General features: G+C 67.7%; 19 protein-coding genes. 13 read left to right on the top strand and 6 right to left on the bottom strand.

Features of this window, described 5'->3' with window-relative positions:
• Positions 1-23 precede the first annotated feature (23 nt).
• Together fliR and flhB are read left to right on the top strand one after the other, a co-directional pair.
• On the top strand, positions 24-776 hold the full coding sequence (gene fliR / locus H7V21_RS15110) for a flagellar biosynthetic protein FliR (RefSeq protein WP_188054525.1): 753 nt from the start codon (positions 24-26) through the stop codon (positions 774-776).
• 3 nt (positions 777-779) lie between these two features.
• A complete protein-coding gene (flhB, locus tag H7V21_RS15105; RefSeq protein WP_188054524.1) occupies positions 780-1,850 on the top strand; it encodes a flagellar biosynthesis protein FlhB in 1,071 nt (356 codons plus the stop codon).
• Between the two features lie 77 nt (positions 1,851-1,927).
• On the opposite strand, the gene H7V21_RS15100 is transcribed toward flhB, so the two are convergent.
• On the bottom strand, positions 1,928-2,347 hold the full coding sequence (locus H7V21_RS15100) for a flagellar assembly protein FliX (RefSeq protein ID WP_262503907.1): 420 nt from the start codon (positions 2,345-2,347) through the stop codon (positions 1,928-1,930).
• 105 nt (positions 2,348-2,452) lie between these two features.
• Here H7V21_RS15100 and H7V21_RS15095 point away from each other — a divergent pair, with 105 nt between their 5' ends.
• From H7V21_RS15095 to H7V21_RS15085, 3 genes are read left to right on the top strand one after another with little or no spacing between them, the layout of a single operon-like run.
• A complete protein-coding gene (locus H7V21_RS15095) occupies positions 2,453-3,532 on the top strand; it encodes a flagellar basal body P-ring protein FlgI (protein WP_188056586.1) in 1,080 nt (359 codons plus the stop codon).
• Entirely contained in the window at positions 3,529-3,825 is a 297-nt protein-coding gene (locus H7V21_RS15090; RefSeq protein ID WP_188054523.1) for a rod-binding protein, read from the top strand. Before H7V21_RS15095 ends, H7V21_RS15090 begins: the two co-directional genes overlap by 4 nt.
• Positions 3,822-4,244: a flagellar protein FlgN gene (locus H7V21_RS15085; protein ID WP_188054522.1), complete on the top strand. Its 423-nt coding sequence runs from the start codon at positions 3,822-3,824 to the stop codon at positions 4,242-4,244. The genes H7V21_RS15090 and H7V21_RS15085 overlap by 4 nt, the downstream gene beginning before the upstream one ends.
• A 163-nt stretch (positions 4,245-4,407) precedes the next feature.
• Here the strand turns inward: H7V21_RS15085 and H7V21_RS15080 are convergent, their stop codons facing one another.
• A complete protein-coding gene (locus tag H7V21_RS15080; RefSeq protein WP_188054521.1) occupies positions 4,408-4,827 on the bottom strand; it encodes a flagellar basal body protein in 420 nt (139 codons plus the stop codon).
• A 3-nt stretch (positions 4,828-4,830) separates the two neighbouring features.
• Complete coding sequence (locus H7V21_RS15075) at positions 4,831-7,599, bottom strand: hypothetical protein (RefSeq protein ID WP_188054520.1); 2,769 nt, start codon at positions 7,597-7,599, stop codon at positions 4,831-4,833.
• A gap of 90 nt (positions 7,600-7,689) precedes the next feature.
• Between H7V21_RS15075 and H7V21_RS15070 the strand changes: the two genes are divergently transcribed.
• The 8 genes from H7V21_RS15070 (at position 7,690) to H7V21_RS15035 (ending at position 17,302) form a co-directional block, all read left to right on the top strand.
• Entirely contained in the window at positions 7,690-8,724 is a 1,035-nt protein-coding gene (locus H7V21_RS15070; protein ID WP_188054519.1) for a flagellar motor switch protein FliG, read from the top strand.
• A gap of 10 nt (positions 8,725-8,734) precedes the next feature.
• Positions 8,735-9,388 (top strand): FliH/SctL family protein, encoded by a 654-nt coding sequence (locus H7V21_RS15065; protein WP_188054518.1) that lies wholly within the window; start codon positions 8,735-8,737, stop codon positions 9,386-9,388.
• Between the two features lie 266 nt (positions 9,389-9,654).
• Positions 9,655-11,208, top strand: a complete 1,554-nt coding sequence (gene fliF / locus H7V21_RS15060; RefSeq protein WP_223177086.1) for a flagellar basal-body MS-ring/collar protein FliF — start codon at positions 9,655-9,657, stop codon at positions 11,206-11,208.
• A 13-nt stretch (positions 11,209-11,221) separates the two neighbouring features.
• The gene (fliN, locus tag H7V21_RS15055) at positions 11,222-11,578 is read left to right on the top strand and encodes a flagellar motor switch protein FliN (protein ID WP_188054516.1); all 357 of its coding nucleotides are present in this window, start codon (positions 11,222-11,224) and stop codon (positions 11,576-11,578) included.
• Positions 11,578-12,915, top strand: coding sequence for a sigma-54-dependent transcriptional regulator (locus tag H7V21_RS15050; protein ID WP_188054515.1), 1,338 nt, complete (start codon positions 11,578-11,580; stop codon positions 12,913-12,915). Before fliN ends, H7V21_RS15050 begins: the two co-directional genes overlap by 1 nt.
• A 68-nt stretch (positions 12,916-12,983) precedes the next feature.
• Positions 12,984-15,065 carry a flagellar biosynthesis protein FlhA gene (gene flhA, locus H7V21_RS15045; protein ID WP_188054514.1) on the top strand — a complete coding sequence of 694 codons (2,082 nt, stop codon included), beginning with the start codon at positions 12,984-12,986 and terminating at the stop codon, positions 15,063-15,065.
• 71 nt (positions 15,066-15,136) lie between these two features.
• Entirely contained in the window at positions 15,137-16,636 is a 1,500-nt protein-coding gene (locus tag H7V21_RS15040; RefSeq protein WP_188054513.1) for a flagellar hook-length control protein FliK, read from the top strand.
• Positions 16,637-16,648: 12 nt separating this feature from the next.
• Positions 16,649-17,302 carry a flagellar hook assembly protein FlgD gene (locus H7V21_RS15035; RefSeq protein WP_188054512.1) on the top strand — a complete coding sequence of 218 codons (654 nt, stop codon included), beginning with the start codon at positions 16,649-16,651 and terminating at the stop codon, positions 17,300-17,302.
• Positions 17,303-17,610: 308 nt separating this feature from the next.
• Here H7V21_RS15035 and H7V21_RS15030 read toward each other — a convergent pair whose 3' ends face one another.
• The 3 genes from H7V21_RS15030 to H7V21_RS15020 form a co-directional block, all read right to left on the bottom strand.
• The gene (locus H7V21_RS15030) at positions 17,611-18,024 is read right to left on the bottom strand and encodes a hypothetical protein (protein ID WP_188054511.1); all 414 of its coding nucleotides are present in this window, start codon (positions 18,022-18,024) and stop codon (positions 17,611-17,613) included.
• A 110-nt stretch (positions 18,025-18,134) separates the two neighbouring features.
• Positions 18,135-18,539, bottom strand: a complete 405-nt coding sequence (locus H7V21_RS15025) for a hypothetical protein (RefSeq protein ID WP_188054510.1) — start codon at positions 18,537-18,539, stop codon at positions 18,135-18,137.
• A 137-nt stretch (positions 18,540-18,676) separates the two neighbouring features.
• Positions 18,677-19,507, bottom strand: coding sequence for a flagellin (locus tag H7V21_RS15020; protein WP_188054509.1), 831 nt, complete (start codon positions 19,505-19,507; stop codon positions 18,677-18,679).
• Positions 19,508-19,762 lie beyond the last annotated feature (255 nt).

The raw sequence follows: 19,762 nt of genomic DNA, 5'->3' as shown, positions 1-19,762 counted from the left end.
GCTCCGGCCGCAGGACCGCGTACATGTGGGCTGAACTCGAACCGACCGTCACGGCGTTCCTCATCCTCTTCGCGCGGGTGGGCGCGGTCCTGATGCTGCTCCCCGTCTTTTCCGAGGACGCGGTGCCCGGCCGCATCCGGCTGCTGATCGCCGCCGGGATGACGCTGGCGCTGTGGGGCCTGCTGGGCAGCGGCGCACGGGCGGCGGTGGATAGCGGCGGGCTCGCGGCCATTCTCGTCGCCGAGCTGCTGACCGGGCTGGCGATGGGAATGATCGTCAAGATCCTCTTCTACGCAATCTCGATGGCGGGATCGATCATCAGCCTTCAGATCGGCCTGTCCGCAGCGATGCTGTTCGATCCCAGCCAGGGCGGCCAGGTGCCGCTGCTTTCGAAATTCGTCACCGTGGCCGCGGCGCTCGTCTGCATGGCGATGCAGGTGCATCATCTGTGGCTGGGCGCGATCGTCCATTCCTACGAACTCTTCCCGATCGGCGGCCTCCCCCCGGCGCAGGATTTCGCGCAGCTGGCGGTCGCGGCGGTCAACCGCTCGATGACGCTCGCAGTGAGCCTCGCCGCGCCGCTGCTGATCTACGGCATCATCTTCAACGTCGCGCTGGGCCTCGCCGCGCGCGTCGCGCCGGCGATCCAGGTCTTCTTCATCGGCCAGCCGCTCAACCTGCTGCTCGGAATCGCGATCACCGCAGTGACGATCGGCACCGTCCTCACCTTCTTCGCGACCGCGATGGGCGACGCGATGCAGGGCGGCTGGGGCTGAGCCATGTCGGAAGCGCCCGACAAGGATCAGAAGACCGAGGATCCGACACCCAAGAAGCTCGAGGACGCGCGCAAGAAGGGCGATACGCCCGTCGCGCCCGAGGTTCGCCATGCGGTGATGTTCGGCGCGATGCTGCTGACCGTCGCCGGCGTCGGCGCCTATAGCGTGCAATCGCTGGGCACCATGGCGGTCCGGCTCTGGGGCAGCGCCGACGATTTTCGCATGGAGCCTGCGGGCGCGACCAATTTCATCACCGGCGTGATCGCCCATATCGCAACCGCGCTGCTGCCGGTCATCGCCGTCCTGTTCGCCTTTGCCTTGCTGGGCGGGCTCATCCAGGGCCGGCCGATGATGGCCTGGGCGCGGATGAAGCCCAAATGGTCCAAACTCAATCCGTTCTCGGGCGTGAAGCGGCTGCTCGGCAAGCAAGCGCTCGTCGAATTCGGCAAGACGCTCGCCAAGCTGCTGCTGGTGGGCGGCGTAGCGATGTGGATCGCCTGGCCAGCGGCTTCGGGCATCGACCGCATGGTCGGCATCGCCCCGCATGCGATCGGCGGCGCGGCGTTCGACATCGTGGTGGCGATGCTGAAGCCGGTCGTGATGCTCGCCGGTGCGCTCGCGCTGTTCGACATCGTGTGGCAGCGCCGCGCCTTCATCGAGAAGATGCGCATGTCGCTCCAGGAAGTGAAAGACGAATACAAACAGTCCGAAGGCGACCCTAAGGTGAAGGGCCGTATCCGATCGATCCAGATGCAGCGCGCCAAGCAGCGGATGATGGCAAATGTGCCCAAGGCGAGCGTCGTCATCACCAACCCGACCCATTATGCCGTCGCGCTGCAATATGATCATGGCGCGATGGCCGCGCCCGTGGTGGTGGCGAAGGGCGTCGACGCGGTTGCGCTGAAGATCCGCGAGATCGCGACCGCGAACGGCATTCCGCTCGTCGAGAACCGGCCGCTGGCGCGCGCGCTCCACGCCAGCGCCGAGCTCGACCGGCCGATCCCGGTGGAGCATTATGCCGCCGTGGCCGAAGTGATCAGCTATGTGCTGAAGATCGCGCGCGGCCGACGCTAGGCGCGCGGTTCGACAAAGAGGCTCGGTTCACACGCCGGTGCGCTGCAAGGGCGCCGGCCGGCGTCCGCTATCCCGGATCAGACCTGTACGTCGTATTTGGCGAGTTCGACCCGCACGCGCAGGTCGATGTCGCGCGCGATCTGCGCCAGGACGGGATCGTCGGGTGTCTCGAGCGTGGCGGCCCATTCGACGATCTCGCGCAGCCGCTCGGGCGTGGCGGTGCCGGTGAGCAGTTCGCGCTGGAGCGCTTCCAGCGCGTCCAGCCCGCGCTCCGCCTGCGCCGCCTGCTTGCGGCGGCGCTCGACGGCCGGATCGGCTGCCGCGAGCGTCACCAGCATCGCGACCGAAGGAATCGGCTGGCCGGCCTGCGGCTGCACCATCGGCTGCGCGCGAACGCCCGCCCCCTCCGCCTCGCCTATCGGAAAGCTCGGCTGGACCTTGGGCAGCGCCGCCAGCAGCGATCGCGCCATGATCGGAGGAAGACCGTCGATCTGCACCTTTTGCCCGTCCCTGCCCTCTCCGTGCGGCGTTCGTCCTATAAGGCATTGTAGAGACTTTTCACGGCTACAGGGATATTGCCGGTGAACCGTATTTTCGCAGCGATGCTGGCCCTCGGGCTGGCCGCGCTGCCCGCCAATGTGGCGGCGCAGACGCGCATCAAGGACATCGTCGACGTCGAGAACGTCCGGCCGAACCAGCTGGTCGGCTATGGCCTCGTCGTCGGCCTCGCCGGCACCGGCGACCGGATGCGCAACGCACCCTTCACCGAGGAATCGATGCAGGCGATGCTCGAACGGATGGGCGTCAACGTGCGTGGCACGCAGATGCGCACCCAGAATGTCGCCGCCGTTTCGATCACCGCCACGCTGCCGCCCTTCGCGCGGTCGGGCAGCGCGGTCGACGTGCAGGTTTCCGCACTCGGTGACGCCAGCAGCCTTCAGGGCGGGACGCTGATCGCCTCGCCGTTGCGCGCGCTCGACGGCGAAATCTATGCAGTCGCGCAGGGCCCCGTCGCGGTTTCGGGCTTCGAGGCGCGCGGCCAGGCGGCCAGCGTCAGCCGCGGCGTCACCACTTCGGCGCGGATCGCGGGCGGCGCGATCGTCGAACGCGAAGTGCCCTTCGCGCTCCGTTCGGCCACGAGCCTGAAGCTCGCGCTGCGCAATCCCGACTTCACCACCGCCGAGCGGATCGCAGGCGCGATAAACGCGCGCTTTCCCGGCACTGCGCAGATGCTCGACCCCGCGACAGTCGAGATCGCACCGGCGCAGGGCTCGCCGGCCTCGGTGATCGATCTCGTCACGCAGATCGAAGAGCTGCGGATCGATGTCGATCAGCCGGCCCGGATCGTCATCAACGAAGCCTCGGGCACGGTCGTCATGAGCAACGACGTCAAGATCAGCCCCGTCGCGATCGCGCAGGGCGGCCTCACCGTCACGATCAGCGAGACGCCGATGGTGTCGCAGCCCAACCCGCTCGCCCAAGGCGAGACGGTGGTCGTCCCCCGCACCCAGGTGGGCGTGGACGACGGCGGCGGCGCCTCGCTCGCGATCGTCGAAGGCGCGTCGCTGCAGTCGCTGGTGAGCGGACTCAACACGCTAGGCGTCTCGCCCCGTGATCTCATCACGATCCTTCAGGCCGTGAAGAGCGCCGGCGCGCTCCAGGCGGAGATCACCGTACAATGACCGGACCGATCGGGCTTCCCCCCGCCGCGGGGCCGCAACTCCCCGGCGCCAGTGCGGCAACGCCGCCGAACGAAACCGCACGCGATTTCGAAGCCGTGTTCCTCGGCCAGATGCTGCAGCTGATGCTGGAAAGCGTCGAGACCGGCGAATTCGGCGGCGGCAGCGCCGAAGGCATCTATCGCGGCATGCTGGCCGAGAAGCTGGGGCGCGAAGTCGCCTCGCGCGGCGGAATCGGGCTGGCACCCGCGGTCATGGACCAGATCCTCAAGCTCCAGCAGGCAGGCAGCGAATGACGCGCGAACTTCATGATGCAATCGTTTCGATGACGGCGCTGATGGAAGAGGAGAGCGAACAGCTCGCCCGCTCCGCCCGCGTGCCCGAACTGCCCGAGATCGCGTCCGCCAAGTTGCGGCTGGCGGGGAAGATCGAGAACGAAGTCGCCCGGCTCGGCCGCGAGACTCCCGACTGGATTGAGACGCTCGACGACGAGCTGCGCGCCGAACTCGCCGATGCCAGCCAGGCGCTGCGCGACGCATCGCTGGTCAACGCGCAGGTGCTGAAGCGGCAGATCGAACTGTCGGTGGAGATGATGGAGGCAATCGCCGCCGAGGCGAAGCGCCTCACCGGCACGCGCAATGCCACCTATGGCGCGCGCGGCGCGCTGGGCGGCATCGACGCGCCCGCACCCATTTCGATCAACACGCGCCTGTAACCTGGGAGGCGGCCCCCGCCGCCTTCCACCCGCTCCTGACCGACGTGGCGAAGGCGCCCGCACGCATGCGGACGCCTGCATCAGCGTTGAGTATCGATCCCGCTTCACCCGCGACGCTTGCCTGCCGCAAGCGGAAGCAGCGCGCCGGCAGTGCCGCCCGGGCTTAGCCGCTGCGGCCGAGCGCCTTGCGCATCAGATCCATCTGCTTGCGGTAGAGCCCTGCCATCGCAGTGAAATCCGCCTGCAGCTCGCCCATGCGGAGCAGCTGGTCTTCCAGCGTGACATTGTTGCCGTCGGGCTTGGTCTCGGCGATGTCGGTGTCGAAGATGACACCGTTGGCGCCGGCCGGCTGCACCGCCCCCAGCCCCTGCATCGCGTCGGTCAGCATTACGCGCGGCGCGGCGACGCGCGGCGTGCCGCCGGCGCCCTGCACCAGGCTGGAAAAGTCCGGTGCCTCGAGCTCGCGCCCGCGATAGCCCGGCGTCTCGCTGTTCGCGATATTCTGTGCGAGCACCTGCTGGCGCTGCGACATATGCTGCATGCTGGCCTTGATGCCGGCCAGAACGGGGGGCACGTCGCGCATGATTCAGAATCCGAAGCTGGTGTTGGGAGTGGCAAGCCGGTTGAGCGCGGCCTGATAATTGGCGAGCTGCGACTGCTGGCGCGCAGTGGAACCGCCCTTGCGAAGCGCGCCCGCCGTGCCGTCGACCATCATCGCCTTGGTGTCGTCCCAATAGAGCGAGCGATAGGCGGTCTGGCTCATCGAAACCGCCTCCTTCAATTTCTTGAGCGACAGCTTGGCGTCGTCGAGCGTCGAGAGGTTGAACGCATGCGTCAGGCCGAGACCGAAGCTGCCGCCCGGTCGCACCTTCGGCGCATCATCGTCCACCGACGGCGGCACGACGATCCGCTGGGCATCGAGGCCCAGCTTGGAAAGCGCGTCGCTGCCCTCCGGGCCCGCGATCAGCTCGATCGAATTGCCCGCCTTGGGATCGATCCGCAGCGTCCGCTCGCCATCCACCAGCGGCGTCGTGAGCTTCACCTTGGATCCCGTGATCGTGCGCAGGCGATCGGCGAGGCTCTTTAGCGTATCGTCTTCGCCGATGGTGATCTTGCGCACCGTGCCGTCGTTCACGCGCACGGCGAACTGATCGCCCGCACGAAGCGCGGTCTGCGCGACGAGCTTGTCGGAAACCGGCGGATTGATCGGGCCGGCGGCGAAGCCGAGCGCAGAAACTGCGCTGTCGGCGCCCTTTGCCACGGCGACCTGCACCGGCTCGGTTCGCAGCTGCGGCTGGCCGAACTGAGTCACGCCCGCGACCGTGCCGGTGGCGGCGTCGATCCGTGCGACGAAGCCGTCGACGGCGCCGCGGCGAGGATCGCCGCCGAGCGCGCCCGTCGTGCGGCCCCCGGCGTAAAGCGTGCCATCGAGGAAGGTCAGGCTGTCGACCTGATCCTCCTCGGCCGTCGCGAGATAGGTGACCCGCGCCGAGGCGAGCCCCGCATCCAGCGTCGCGACGAAGCCGTCGCGGCCGCCGCCGGTGCCGTTGACCTGCGTGCCTGCCAGCGCGGCCGACGTCATGCCGCCGACGGCGATGCTGCCGTCCGCGGCCACTGCCAGCGCCCGCGCATCGGCGGTGCCCAGATCGATGCTCGCAAGATCGGTCGCCAGCGAACCGCCATCCATCTTGCGGACGGAGGCCACCCCGTTGGCGTTCATCAACGCGAGCAGGTTGCCGTCGCCGTCCACCGCGAGCGAGGTGATTCGCTCGCTGCCGCCGAGATCGATCTTCCGCCGCTCGGTAATCCGGCCGGAGGCATCGAGCCTGGCGAGATAGGCGTCGCCGCCGTTCCCGGAGGCGCGGCCACCCACATAGACGCTGCCGTCGCTTCCGACGGCAAGCGCCTGCGCGACATCGGCGCCGGCGTTGCGCACCACCGTGGCGAACTCTTCGTCTCCGTCGGCGCTGAAGCGCGCCACGAGCATGTCCCCGTCGGTGCTCGCACCGTCGAACTTGCCGTTGACCGTGCCGGCGACCGTGACGCTGCCGTCGGCACCGACCGTTACGGCCGCGCCTTCGGAGGAACCGCCCGCGCCAAGCCCGCGCTGCCAGAGCACCCTTCCCTGGGAATCGACTTTGGTGAGGAAGAGATTGTCGTCGCCGTCCGAGCGGATCGCGCCGAAATCGCCCGCGGTCGTGCCGACGATATAGCTGTTGCCATAGGCATCGGTGGCGATCGCCGCCGCATCGGTATCTGCGTTCACGTCATAATTGGGCGGAGGCGGCGGCTCGTCGCCCTTCTTGACCGGCAGGACGAGCTTGCTCGGCGGCGCGTTCTTGGCGAGCAGCTCGGCGCGCTCGGTGGCGACGCGATCGAGCGAGGAGATGCCGGCGATTGTCGTGCGCGACGCCGCGCCTGCCGGATCGTCGATCCGGAAAACCTGGGCCGAGGTGGGCGCATCCAACGCGGTCTGGCCGGCGGCGACGATCAGGCTGTCCTTGGCGCTCGCTTCGGTGATCGCGACCTGCTCGACGCCCATCGGCGTCTTGATGTTGAAGCCCCAGCCGTCCTCCCCCTTTTCGGGAACAAAGCGGACAAGCCAGCGCGGCTGGGTCTCGCCGTTCGCATCGAGATATAGGCTGCCGTCCGGATTGCGCATCGGCACCGCGGCGATCGCCTGGTTGAACGCGTCGGCGATCGAATCCAGCGTCGGCGGCTGGGGACCGGTCGCGAGATCGACGGTGATGCTGTCGCTCCCGCCGGGCTTCGACAGGGCGATGGTGAACCTCTCCTGCCCCGTCAGCCCCGGAATCGCATCGGCCCGCTGCTCGACGAGCACAGGGCCCTTCATCGCATATTTGTCCGGAGCGGCGATGCCGACGCTCTTCGTATAGCGGCTGGGCTGGCCGAAGGCGATGTTCACCTGATCCGAAGGCGCCTTGGAGAGGAAGGTCTCGAGATCGGTCATGCCCTTGGCGAAGGCAGTCTGCATCGACTTGCGCTGCGCATCCGAGGCAGTGGTCGACGCCGCCGCCTCGGCCAGCGTGCGCAGGCGATCGAGCGCCTTATAGGTAGTGAAGCTCGTCTGGATATCGGGCGGCAGCAGATCGACGCCCGTGCCGGACTTGTCGATGATCGTCCGCATCGCCTTGATCGCGGAAAGCTGCGCCGAGAAGGGCAGCCTGTCCGCCGGCTGCTTCCACGGCGGCGTTGTCGGCTCGGCTGTGAACTGCGCCTTCGCCGTTCGCACCGCGCGGCTCTCGAACGCGATTCCCGCGCCCACCGTCGCGAAGGCGTTGCCGCCCGTCATCAGGCTGAGGCCCACCAGGCCGTTCGACAAATTTAGCGTCATCTCCGCGAGCCCATTCTCTTTCCCCCCTTCTATAATAGAGGGGTGCGTGCCCATGCGGGTGCGCGCGGACGCAATTTTCAGGGAAGTTGCATGACCGTGATGACGCCGGTGGCCGAGCCGCCCGAACTGAAGCGATTCTCCGGCCCCCAGCGCGCCGCCGCACTGATGCTGGCGCTGGGCAAGGACCATGGAGCCCCCATCTGGGAACAGCTCTCGGTAGACGAAATCAAGGAGCTTTCGGGCGTGATCGCCGGGCTGGGCCGCATCCCCGCGGCGGTGGTGGAGCATCTGCTGGTCCAGTTCACCGGCGAAGTGTCGAGCATGGCCTCGCTGCACGGCAGCTACGAGACGACCGAGCGGCTGCTTACCAGCGTGCTGCCGGGCGACCGCGTGAAGGAGATCATGGAGGATCTGCGTGGGCCGAGCGGCCGGACGATGTGGGACAAGCTCTCCAACGTATCCGAAACCGTGCTCGCCGGCGCGCTCAAGCAGGAATATCCGCAGACGGTTGCAGTGATCCTCTCCAAGCTGCGCGCCGATCATGCCGCACGCGTGATCGCCGAACTGCCGCGCGACTTCTCCACCGACGTCGTGATGCGCATGCTGCGCATGGAGACGGTGCAGAAGGAAGTCATCCAGCAGGTCGAGCAGACGCTGAAGACCGAATTCATGACCAATCTGTCGCGCACCAACAAGCGCGATCCGCATGAGGCCATGGCCGAGATGTTCAACGCGCTCGATCGCTCGACCGAAGAGGCGATGCTGACCGCGCTCGACGAAAAGGCGCCCGAGAGCGCCGAACGCATTCGCGCGCTGATGTTCACCTTCGAGGATCTGGGCAATCTGCTGCCGGCCGCGATCGCCGTCATCGTTCGCAATGCGGACAAGCGCGAGATGGCGCTGGCGCTCAAGGGCGCCCCGGAAGAGATGAAGAACCTCTTCTTCGGCGCCATGACCGAGCGCGCCGCCAAGTTGATGCGCGAGGACATGGCCGCGATGGGCCCCGTCCGTGCGCGCGACTGCGAGGAAGCGCAGACCGCGCTCGTCCGTCTCGCCAAGTCGCTTGCGGATCGCGGCGAGATTCTGCTCGTCGATCCCAAGAGCGACGATGCGATGATCATCTGAGGAGTCGGCGATGAGTCTGCACGTTCAGCGCTTCGCATTCGATCGGGTCTTCACGGCCGCCATGCCCGAGAGCGAGGCGCCGCGCAGCGATCTCACGCTCGAGCTCGCGGCGCTGCGCAAGGAGCTGGCGGTGTTGCGCGCCGACCACGAAGGCGCGCTGGCAATGGCACGGGCCGACGGCTTCGAGGCAGGGCTGACCCACGCCCGCACCGAACGCGACACCGCATTGCTGAGCGCCGTGGATTCGCTGCAGGCGGGGATCGAGGCGCTCGACGGCCAGTTCGCCGAGACCGCCGAGCGCCTCACCGGCGAAGCGACCGATGTGGCGCTCGCCGCAGCCGAGCTGCTCGCCGGACGCGCGCTCGAAGCGGCTCCCGCGGCGGCGATCGACGGTGCGATCGGGCGTGTGCTAGAACAGGTGGCACGCGGCACCGAACTGCTGATCCGCGTCCATCCCGATCTGGTTTCCGAGATCGAGGCACGGATCGCCGACCGCCAGAGCAAGGACCGCCGCCGGCTGAATTTGGCCGTCGTGCCCGATCCGGCGCTGGTCCCTGGCGATGCGCACATCGTTTGGGAACAAGGGGGCCTTGTGCTTGATGCCGCAGCGCGGCGCGCGGAAATCGCGGCCGAGCTCGAGACGCTGCTGCCCAAGGACCTCTAGCCCTACTCATCGGCTGCCGCTGCCCTTCGCGGACGGCAGCCCTGACCTGCCCGGACGACCGCGGCGGCCCGTGCCGCCGCGGTCGAGCCATGTTCGGCATGTGCCGGACCCAAGCCCGGCAAAAATTTCCCACCCGGCAGAATCTGCCGCCGTCGCTCCTCCTATAAGAGAGCTATCGGGCCGCGTGCCCAGGGTATCCGGCGAATGGCGGGGCGATCTTGGAAGCAATCAGAAAATTCGCGGAGCAGCTCGGGCCCAAGCGGCTGATGCTGATGGGGGGCGTCGCACTGGCGCTGCTGGCGGCGCTCGCATTCGTGGCGACGCGCGGCTCGGACCCGCAGATGGGCTTTCTCTACACCGATCTCGATCCCGGCGCGGCGCAGACGATCGTCGAGAAGCTGGAAGCGCAGGGCGTCGAATATCGCCTCTCCGCCGACGGCAGCTCGGTGATGGCGCCGCAGGACCGACTCGCCGAGCTGCGCATGAGCCTGGCCGGCGAACGGCTGGGCGGCGCGATCGGCTATGACGTGCTCGACCAGGAGGAATCGTTCGGCGTTTCCGCCAGCCGCGCCAAGCTGAACGAGACGCGCGCGATCGAAGGCGAGCTCGTCCGCTCGATCGAGAGCCTTGAGAGCATCGCCCGCGCACGCGTCCATATCGTCATGCCCGAGCGGGCGATGTTCGCCGCCGAGCGGCGGCCGGCCTCGGCCGCCGTGACGGTGAAGACGCGCGGCCGCCTGCCCGCCGAAACGATCGCCGCGATACGCTATCTCGTTTCGTCCTCGGTGCCCGAGCTGTCGCCCGAGTCGGTTTCGATCGTCGATCAGTCGGGCGCGCTGCTCGCTCGCGCCGGCGATCCCGATGCCGCCGTTGCCGGCGACGCCGACGCACGCCAGACGCAGGTCGAGACGCGGATGCGCGACGAAATCGAATCGCTGCTCGAGCCGATCGTCGGCCAGGGCAAGGTGCGTGCCGAGGTTTCCGCCCAGATCGATCGCGATGCCACGCGCGAGGAAGCGAATATCTTCGATCCGGATACGCAGGTGATCGCCCGTCAGGTGACGGTCGAGAACGGCAGCCAGGACGAGGAGAACGGCGCCGCGCCTCCTGCCGCCACCGTTGCCGAGCAGCTGCCCGAGAACGAAGGCGCTGCAGCCGGCCTGCCCGGCGAGAGCCGCCGGTCGGCGAGCAACCAGACGTCCGAGGACACGACCTATCAGAACAGCTCGCGCCGCACGGTCACGGTGCGCGCGCCGGGCAAGGTCACGCGCCTCACTGTCGCGGTGATGGTCGATGGCGGCGAAGCGGGCCTGCCCGCCGAACAGGTCCAGCGGCTGACTCGCCTGGTCGAGAACGCCGTCGGCATCGACGCCGAACGCGGCGACAGCGTGGTCGTCGAGAGCATGGCCTTCGCACCGGTCGAGGATCTGGCCGAGGGCGAGAACAGCTTCCTGTCGCTCCTTTCCATGGATCGGGTGTTCGGGCTGCTTCAGCTGCTCGTGATCGCCGCTGCCGGCTTGATCGCTCTGCGAATGCTGAAGCCGAAGATCGCGCCCGCCGTGGCCGAACCGGCGATGATCGAGGAACAATCCCCCGAGATGATCGCGCTGGCCGGCCGCGCCGCCGAAGGCGATCCCGAAGCGCAGCAGGAGCTCGCCGCACTCGAAGCCGGCCGCCAGCATCCGATGCTCGATCAGGAGATCGAGATGGCGCAGGTCGACGGCCGCATCAAACTCTCCGCGCTGAAGCGCATCGGCGACGCCATCGCCGCGAGCCCCCCCGAGGCCGCGTCGGTGATCCGCCACTGGATGAACGCCTGAAGGAGCCCCGTACGTGGAACCGCACGATATCATTCCCGCCGAAGCCGCCCCCGCCGAGGAAACCGGTGCGCCGATCCTCGAGGATTTCGACGCCGCCCCGGAACGCGAGGCGCCTGGCGCCGGCACGCCGGAGGAGCTGGAAGCTGTTCATGACGTCCCGGTGAAGGTGCAGGCCGTACTCGGCCGCACGCGGATGCCGGTGGGCGAACTGCTCCAGCTTGGGCCGGGGCATGTACTCGAACTCGATCGGCGGGTCGGTGAACCGGTCGACATCTTCGTCAACGATCGGCTGATCGCACGCGGCGAGGTTGTGCTGATCGACGGAGCTCTCGGCGTGACGCTCACCGAAATCGTTCGGGCGGACCGCTGATGGCCGGACCGATCCGTATGCTGCTGGTCGGCGCGCCTGGCGGCGAATTCCGTCTTGCCGCCGAGCTGGCGCGCGATGCGGGTGCCGAGGCCGCGATGGCCGACGGCCCTGCCGAGGCGCTGGCACTGCTGCGCGAGAGCGGCTGCGATCTGGTGATGTTCGATGTCGGGCTCGACATCGTCGGCTTTCTCGAGCGGCTTCGCGCCGAACGCTTCATCGTTCCGGTGCTGGGGTGCGGAGTCGACGCGCCCGCCGAACGCGCGGTCGCGGCGATCCGCGCCGGCGCGCGCGACTATGTGCCGCTGCCGCCGCAGCGCGAACTGATCGCCGCAGCGATCGCGTCGGTCGTGGCGCGCCGCGTGCCGCGCGGCCTGGGCGAACACCCCGCCCTCATGCGTGCTACCGAACTTGCGGTCGCAGTGGCGCCGAGCGGCGCGCCCGTGCTCGTCACCGGGGAGAAAGGCACCGGCAAGGAAGTGATGGCGCGCGCCATCCACGCCGCCTCGGGCCGTCCCGATCCGCTGCTCGTCGTCGAATGCTCGGGCGTCGCCGCCGAAGTGCTCGAATCCGAGCTGTTCGGCCATGAGGAAGGCGCCTTCCCCGGCGCAATAGCGCGTCGTCTCGGTCGGCTGGAGAAGGCAGGTGAAGGCACGGTGCTGCTGCGCGAAGTCGGCGCCGTGGCACCGGCCACACAGGCGAAGCTGCTCGGTGTGCTCCAGGAACAGCGCTTCCGCCGCGTCGGCGGCGCCGAGCTCGTGCCGTTCCGCGCCCGGATCATCGCCTCGACCGGCATGGATCTGGAAGCGCGCGTCGCCGAAGGGGCCTTCCGCGCTGATCTTCTCGCGCGGCTCGGTTTCGCGCGCATCGAGGTTCCGCCGCTGCGCGCGCGCGGCGACGATATCGCGTTGCTGGCGCAGCATTTCGCCGAAAGGATGGCGGTATCCGACGGGCTTCCGTTCCGGCCGCTGAGCGACGCCGCGCTTGCGCTGCTGCGGCGCTACAGCTGGCCGGGCAACGTTCGTGAGCTCGAGGATGCGGTGCACCGCGCCGTGCTGCTCGCCCGCGGCGCACGGATCGAACCCGAGGATCTGGTGCTGATCGACGGATCGCGGATCGCGGAGCGCGACGCCGGTGAAGGCGCCTCGCGGCTCCAGGTCGAGAATCTCGTCGGCCGGACCGTCGAGGAAGTCGAGCGCGAGCTGATCCTGCAGACTCTCGAGCGCTGCCACGGCAACCGCACCTCGGCATCGAGCATCCTGGGCATCTCGGTGCGCACCATGCGCAACAAGCTCAAGAGCTTCGTCGAGGCGGGCATTGCCGTGTCGCCGGCCGCCTGACGAAAACCTCCAATCGCCACGCTCCGGCCTCTCTGTGAGTTCGGCTGGAAAAGGTTCGAGATCCGCTGATGTCTCCCGCCCTCACACAGTTCTTCGATCGCATGGGTGCCAGCCGCGACCTGGCGCTGGCGATCGGCGTCGTCGCGATCATCGCGATGCTCATCCTGCCGATGCCGGCCTGGCTTCTGGACCTCGGCCTGGCATTTTCGATCACCATCTCGGTCATGATCCTGATGACCGCGCTGTTCATCGACAAGCCCCTTGAGCTTTCGTCCTTTCCGACGATCCTGCTGATCGCGACGATGCTGCGGCTGGGCCTCAACATCGCCTCGACTCGCCTGATCCTCAGCCACGGCCATGAGGGGCCCGACGCCGCGGGCGGCGTGATCGGCGCGTTCGGCGAGTTCCTGATGGGCGGCCAGGTGGTGATCGGACTCACCATCTTCATGATCCTCGTGATCATCAACTTCGTCGTCATCACCAAGGGTGCGGGCCGCATCGCCGAAGTCGCGGCGCGCTTCAGCCTCGATTCGATGCCCGGCAAGCAGATGGCGATCGACGCCGATCTCAACGCCGGCATGATCGACGAAGAGACCGCCAAGACCCGTCGCGCCGAAATCGAAGCCGAAAGCGGCTTCTACGGCGCGATGGACGGCGCGTCGAAGTTCGTGAAGGGCGACGCGATCGCGGGCCTCATCATCACTGCAGTCAACATCCTGGTCGGGCTGGGCCTCGGCGTGTTCGCGCATGGCGTGCCCCTGGGCGAGGCCTTCTCCACCTACACCATCCTCACCGCCGGCGACGGACTGGTCAGCCAGATCCCGGCGCTGATCGTGTCGGTCGCCGCGGGCCTGCTCGTCTCGAAGGGCGGCATGAAGGGCAAGGCGGGCAAGGCACTGAGCGATCAGCTCGGCCGTCACCCCAAGGCGTTCGGCATGGTCGCCTTCCTGATGGGCGCGCTGGCGCTGATGCCCGGTCTCCCCTTTCTGCCGTTCATCAGCTTTGCGCTGCTGGCCGGCTGGATCGCCTGGAAGATGAGCAAGAAGGCCGAGGCCGATGCGGCGCAGGAACGAATCGCCGAAGCCGTTGCCGCCGAGCAGCAGGCGATCGCCGAACAGCCGATCGGCCAGACGCTGGCGATCGACGCGGTGCGCATCGAGATCGGCTATGCGCTGCTGCCGATGATCAACGACGCCGAGCGCGAGCCGCGGCTCGACGATCAGGTTCGCGCACTGCGCCGTCAGATGGCCACCGAATATGGCTTCGTGCTGCCGTCGGTCCGCATCATCGACAACATGGGGCTGAAGCCCAACGAATATGTCCTCTACATCAAGGAGACCGAAGCGGCACGCGGCGAAATCCGGCTCGACAAGCTGCTGCTCATCAATCCCGGCGGCGGTCCGTCCGGCCTGCCGGGCGAAGAGACGCGCGAGCCCGTGTTCAACCTGCCGGCGCTGTGGATCGATCGCGAATTGCGCGACGAGGCGGGTTTCCGTGGTCTCACCGTGGTGGATTGCGGCACGATCATCACCACCCATCTCACCGAGCTGGTGAAGGACAATATCGCCGACCTGCTTTCCTACACCGAGACGCAGAAGCTGCTGACCGAGGTCCACAAGGAATCCGAGAAGCTGGTGGCCGACATCGTGCCGTCGAAGGTGTCGATCTCGAGCATCCAGCGGATCCTGCAGAACCTGCTCGCCGAGGGCATCTCGATTCGCGACATTCCTACGATCCTGGAAGGCATCGCCGAAGCGGCGCCGCTGACCAACAACCTCACCCAGATCACCGAGCATGTGCGCGGGCGCCTCGCTCGCCAGATCTCGGCATCGCAGGTGCGCGGCGAGGCGATCCCGATCGTCACTCTCTCGCCAGACTGGGACGCAGCCTTCGCCGAGAGCATCGTCGGCTCGGGCGACGACCGCCAGCTCGCCATGGCCCCATCGTCGCTTCAGCAGTTCATCGCCTCGGTGCGCGAGACCTATGACCGGCTGGCGCAGGACGGCGAGATTCCGTGCCTGCTCACCAGCCCGTCGATTCGCCCCTTCGTCCGCTCGATCATCGAGCGGGTGCGGCCGGCGACCGTGGTGCTCTCGCAGAACGAGATTCATGCGCGCGCGCGGATCCGCGCACTGGGCTCGATCGCCTGAGCGCCCGCGGAGGCGTCAATTCTCCTATAATGAAAGGCAGTGCCGCATCGGCACTGCGAACGAGGGGCCGCATGCAGATTGCCGACGTGAGTTTCGCACCGGGCTCCAAGCCCATGCCGGCGGCCGCGACGATCGGCCAACCGGGTTTCGGAGCGCTGGTGGGGATGCAGGGCATGCCGCCGACAGCGCAGCCGACGCCGCTTCCCGGTATGATGCCGACGGGCGGGATCGCCGGTCCGCAACTCGGCGGCCTGATCCAGATCGCAACCGTCGAAAGCACGGTGGCAGTTCCGGCCGTGGTTCCCAGCACGGTTCCTGCCGGCACCGGCGCTTCCCCCGCCGCGCCGCAGCCGGCGGACGGAACGCCGATCCTTGTCGAGCCCAACCTGTCGACCTCTCGGACCGTCGAAAGCGACCTCGACCTGCCGATCGCAGCCGCTCCCGACGCGCGCGTCGCTGGCGCGGCGACGCAGGCCGCGGCGCCACCGTCGCTGCCGGAACTCCTCGCAAGCGCATCGAAGCTGCCGACGGCGCAACCCGCTTCAGCTCCCATGGCGAGCAAGCCGCCCATGGCTCGCGCTGGAGCGACAAAGGATGGGCTCTCGCCCTCGCTGCCTGGCACCTCGGATATGCCAGCCGAAACCGCGCCTCCCGGTCCGCTCGGGGAAACGCTCCTCGCCGCGCCGATCGACGCGGCGGCGGAGGAAGCCGCTCCCCTGTCCGACCCCACGGCCGAAGCAGCGCCTGAAGAACTTGCTGGCAACGGTGGCGAGCAGCCTGTGCCGCAAGCCGCTGCACTCGCCATGCCGCCGGTGGCGCCGCCGCCTCGCGACCCCGCGCAACCGCCTGCCACCAGTGCCGCCACGCCGACCGCCGGCGGTGCTGCGGTGCCGGCCGCCGCAACCGATCTTCCGGCTGCCGCACCGGCTCCCGCCGATGCGGCAGCGGGCGGCATGAGCGCGGGCGAGATGCCGCAGGCCGAGCTGCCTGCGGGTGACGCCAATTCGCGGCCCCAGCCCGAGGCAGTGGCGCGGATGCGCGACCCCGCCGCGCCGCTGGCTCCGCCGCCGGTGCAGACGGAGGCAAGCACGCCCACTTCGCCCGCTCCGCAACCAGCGAGCGCCGCTCCGGCGCCCGCGCGCGAGCCCAGCGTCACTGCGCGGCCCGGCGTGTTCGGCCGTGAACTGGGCGTAGAGATCGCGCGCGGCGTCGCCGGCGGCGAGGATGTGGTGCGAGTGCGGCTCAATCCCGCCGAACTCGGCCGGATCGACGTGACCCTTGCCTTCGAGGACGGCGCCCTGCGCGCGACGGTCCGTGCTGAAAGCCCCGCCGCACTCGAACTGCTGCGCCGCGACACCGCCGATCTCGGCCGCGCGCTCGACCAGGCAGGGGTCCGTTCGGACGCGCAGAGCTTCCGCTTCGAGAGCCGCGCCGGCGACGGCGGCCAGGGTCGCTCGGGGGGCCAGCCCCAGCCGAACCATACCGGCCGCAACGCTGATCCCGAACCGAGCGCGACCGAAGCGCCGCGTCCCACCCTGCGCGGCACCGGCCGCGTCGATCTGCTCGCCTAGGAGGCTTTAGCAATGACCGTTTCGTCCGCCACAAGTGCAGGCCTTACGCCCGAGACCAACTCGTCGATCGGGAAGCTCAATGCCGATTTCGACATGTTCCTGAAGCTGCTGACCGCGCAGATGCAGAATCAGGACCCGCTCGATCCGATGGATACGGCGCAATATACCGAGCAGCTGGTCCAATATTCGCAGGTCGAGCAGGCGATCGAGCAGACCGCCACGCTGAAGGAGATGCTTGCGGGCATGGGCTCGCAGGATCTGCTTCAGGCTTCGGCACTGGTCGGCAGCACGGTCGAATATGACTCGCCCGACGCGGCGCTGGGCGATGCTCCCGCAGCCTGGAGCTGGTCCGCCGATCGAGCCCCGGCCAAGCTGGTCGCCACGCTGACCGATGCGAGCGGACGCACGGTCGAGACGCGCGCCATCGATCCAGCCGCCAGCGGACAGCTCGCCTGGGACGGCACGCTGACGAATGGCGGCACGGCGCCGGCCGGCACCTACACGCTCAGCCTGAAGGCAGAGGATACGAGCGGAAACGCCATCCCTGTCGCTATTCACGGCATCGGCACCGTGTCCGATGCGCGCGGCGGCAACGGGGGCACCACGGTCGGCATCAACGGACTTCAGGTTCCTGTCGGCAAGCTCGTCCGCATCGGCGGTGGCTGATCGGTCGACGCGCTGGCTAGGTAAGAACACCTACCGCACTCATACGGTAGGTATCGGCTTGGATACTATTCTATACTGAGGTGTGAGATGCAGGGGCCATAAACCGATCCCCTCGATGACTTCTGTATCTCTGCCTCCATACTGAGTTTCGTGTTCGTATCGAGGATTGCGCGGCAGGCCGGAACCCCATCCGGCCTGCCGTTTGCGATTCCGGCCAAAGCCCTGCACCGGCAGGCCCGGAACGCAAAAAAAAACGCCGCGACATCCCATTGGGCGCGCGGCGCATCGCTGGCAACGAGATCTACCGGTTAGCCGAGCGACATCGCATCGGCCTCCGGCCAGGACGGCAGGCGGCGCGACGAGGCCGCCGGGATCGAACGCAGCAGAATTGCGCGCGCGGCAGACGGAAGCCCTCCCTCGACAGGGCCATCCCCGGCGGCGGCGGCGGCGACGGACCGAATTTCTTCCACGACGAAGTCGCTTGCGGTGCAACCTGCGACCGGCGCGGGGGCGGTCAGCATCGCGATGCAGTCGCTGATCGACGGATCCTCACGCGGACCAAGCGTATCGAGCACATTCGCGAGCGTCATGCCCGGGGCCCGCAGCGCGCGCTCGGCCGCCGCTTCCCAAAGGGCGTTCATATCATCGACGCTCAGCGTGAGCGTGACCGTGTAGATCGGCGTCGTAGTGCCCGGTACGATATCGGAATCGTTCGGATCCATTCTCCACCCCCTTTACCCTTCGGCGCCAACCCCGCGCCCTCACAAGCTCAATGCCCGTGCCCCGGTTCTACGCGTATTCAGGAGAAATCCCTACGCAAGCGACTTCGGGGTTAATGAATTCGTGCCTCGGCCCTTCGGCTGAGCTCGCGGGCATGCGCCCCCACCACGCAGAGTTCGGCGTAAAGCCGGTCCCAGAACGGAGCCGGGATCTCGAGAGCCTCGCTTTCACCCGGCTGGCGCAATGCAAGCGCGACGCACGGATCGAGCAACAGATGGAACTGCATCCCGAACGCTCCGTCGACGAGCTCGTCGGGCAGCGGATGCGGCACCGAAAGACGCGCAGACATGATATAGCCGGCAAGGACATCGGCGCCGTAGCCGTCGAGCAGGACTCGCGAGCACTCGGGCAGATCGGGCCGTTCCAGCACGATCAGCGCGCCGGAGGGATGCTCTTCGACGCTCAGGCGCAGACGATCGCCCAGGGCGTCGGTGATTTCACGGATACGGGGAAACAAGCGAACCTCCTGGCTATCCCCATTATAGAGGGGACGAGGAGGGCGCGGGCGCCGGAGCGGCGCAAAGGAAAGGGCCGGAGCGGTTTCCCGCTCCGGCCCGAGGTGTCCGCGCTTCCAGGGAAAAGCGCGATACGCCCTTAACGGAACAGCGACGTGATCGTCTGCGGCGCCTGGTTGGCGATCGACAGAGCCTGCACGCCCAGCTGCTGCTTGACCTGCAGCGCCTGGAGGTTCGCCGATTCCTTCGCGAGGTCGGCGTCGACCAGGTTGCCGATGCCGGCTTCGATGACGTCAGACAGCTTGTTCGTGAACTCCATCTGCGCGTCGATCTTGTTCGAAGCGGCACCCAGCGTGCTGAGCTTGCCGTTCACTGCAGTGACCTGCGTGTCGATCACGGTGACCATCGCCTCGGCCTGAGCGGCCGTGGTGAAGGTGCCGCTGTTCGACGCGTTGATCGCCGTCGTCACTGCGCCCATGTCCTGGTTCGCCACGTCGAGCGTCGCCGCCGCCGTGTCGGTCGACTGAAGCGCAGCCACCGTGCCGCCCGAAGCCTTCAGCAGGTTCGTGCCGTTGAACTCGGAGGAGTCGATGATCGTGGTGATCTGCTCCTTGAGCGCGGTGAAGTCCTTGGCGATCGCCGCGCGGCTCGTCGTGTCGAGACCCGCGTCCGAAGCTTCGGTTGCCTTCGCCTTCATCTGGTTCAGAAGGTCGGAGACGCCCTCGGCGCCGGCAACTGCCACGTCGACGGTGCTCTTCGCGCGAGCGAGCGAGGAGTTGACCGCCTTGAGGCTGCCGACATCACCACGCAGGGTCTGCGCGATGGTGTACGAAGCGGAGTCGTCCTTCGTCGACGACACGGCCAGGCCGGTGTTGATGCGGCTCTGGGTCGTGGCGAGGCCCTTATTGGTCTGGTTGAGGCTCTGGAGAGCCGCCATCGCGCCGACGTTGGTGTTGACCGAAAAACCCATGCTCTTGTCCTTCTCGGAATAAGACCGCTTCTGCGGCCTGAGCCGGTGACGCCGGCCCGCGACGGAAGCTCTTGCGCATCCGCAAGTTCATTCTGGAAAGACTTTTCGACGCGACAAAACAAAGTACATCTTTTTTTTGCGGTATACTCTCAATTAACTTGAAGAACCGGAAAAGTTTTCCTAGCGGCAACACGGATGCGGCAAAAATTGCCTGGTTTAGCTGATTTTCACTGCTCGGCTCGCGTCCGAACCGGT

The organism is Sphingosinithalassobacter sp. CS137 (assembly GCF_014334115.1).
Taxonomy (GTDB): Bacteria; Pseudomonadota; Alphaproteobacteria; order Sphingomonadales; family Sphingomonadaceae; genus Sphingomonas.
This window is presented reverse-complemented; position numbering and strand designations above follow the sequence as displayed.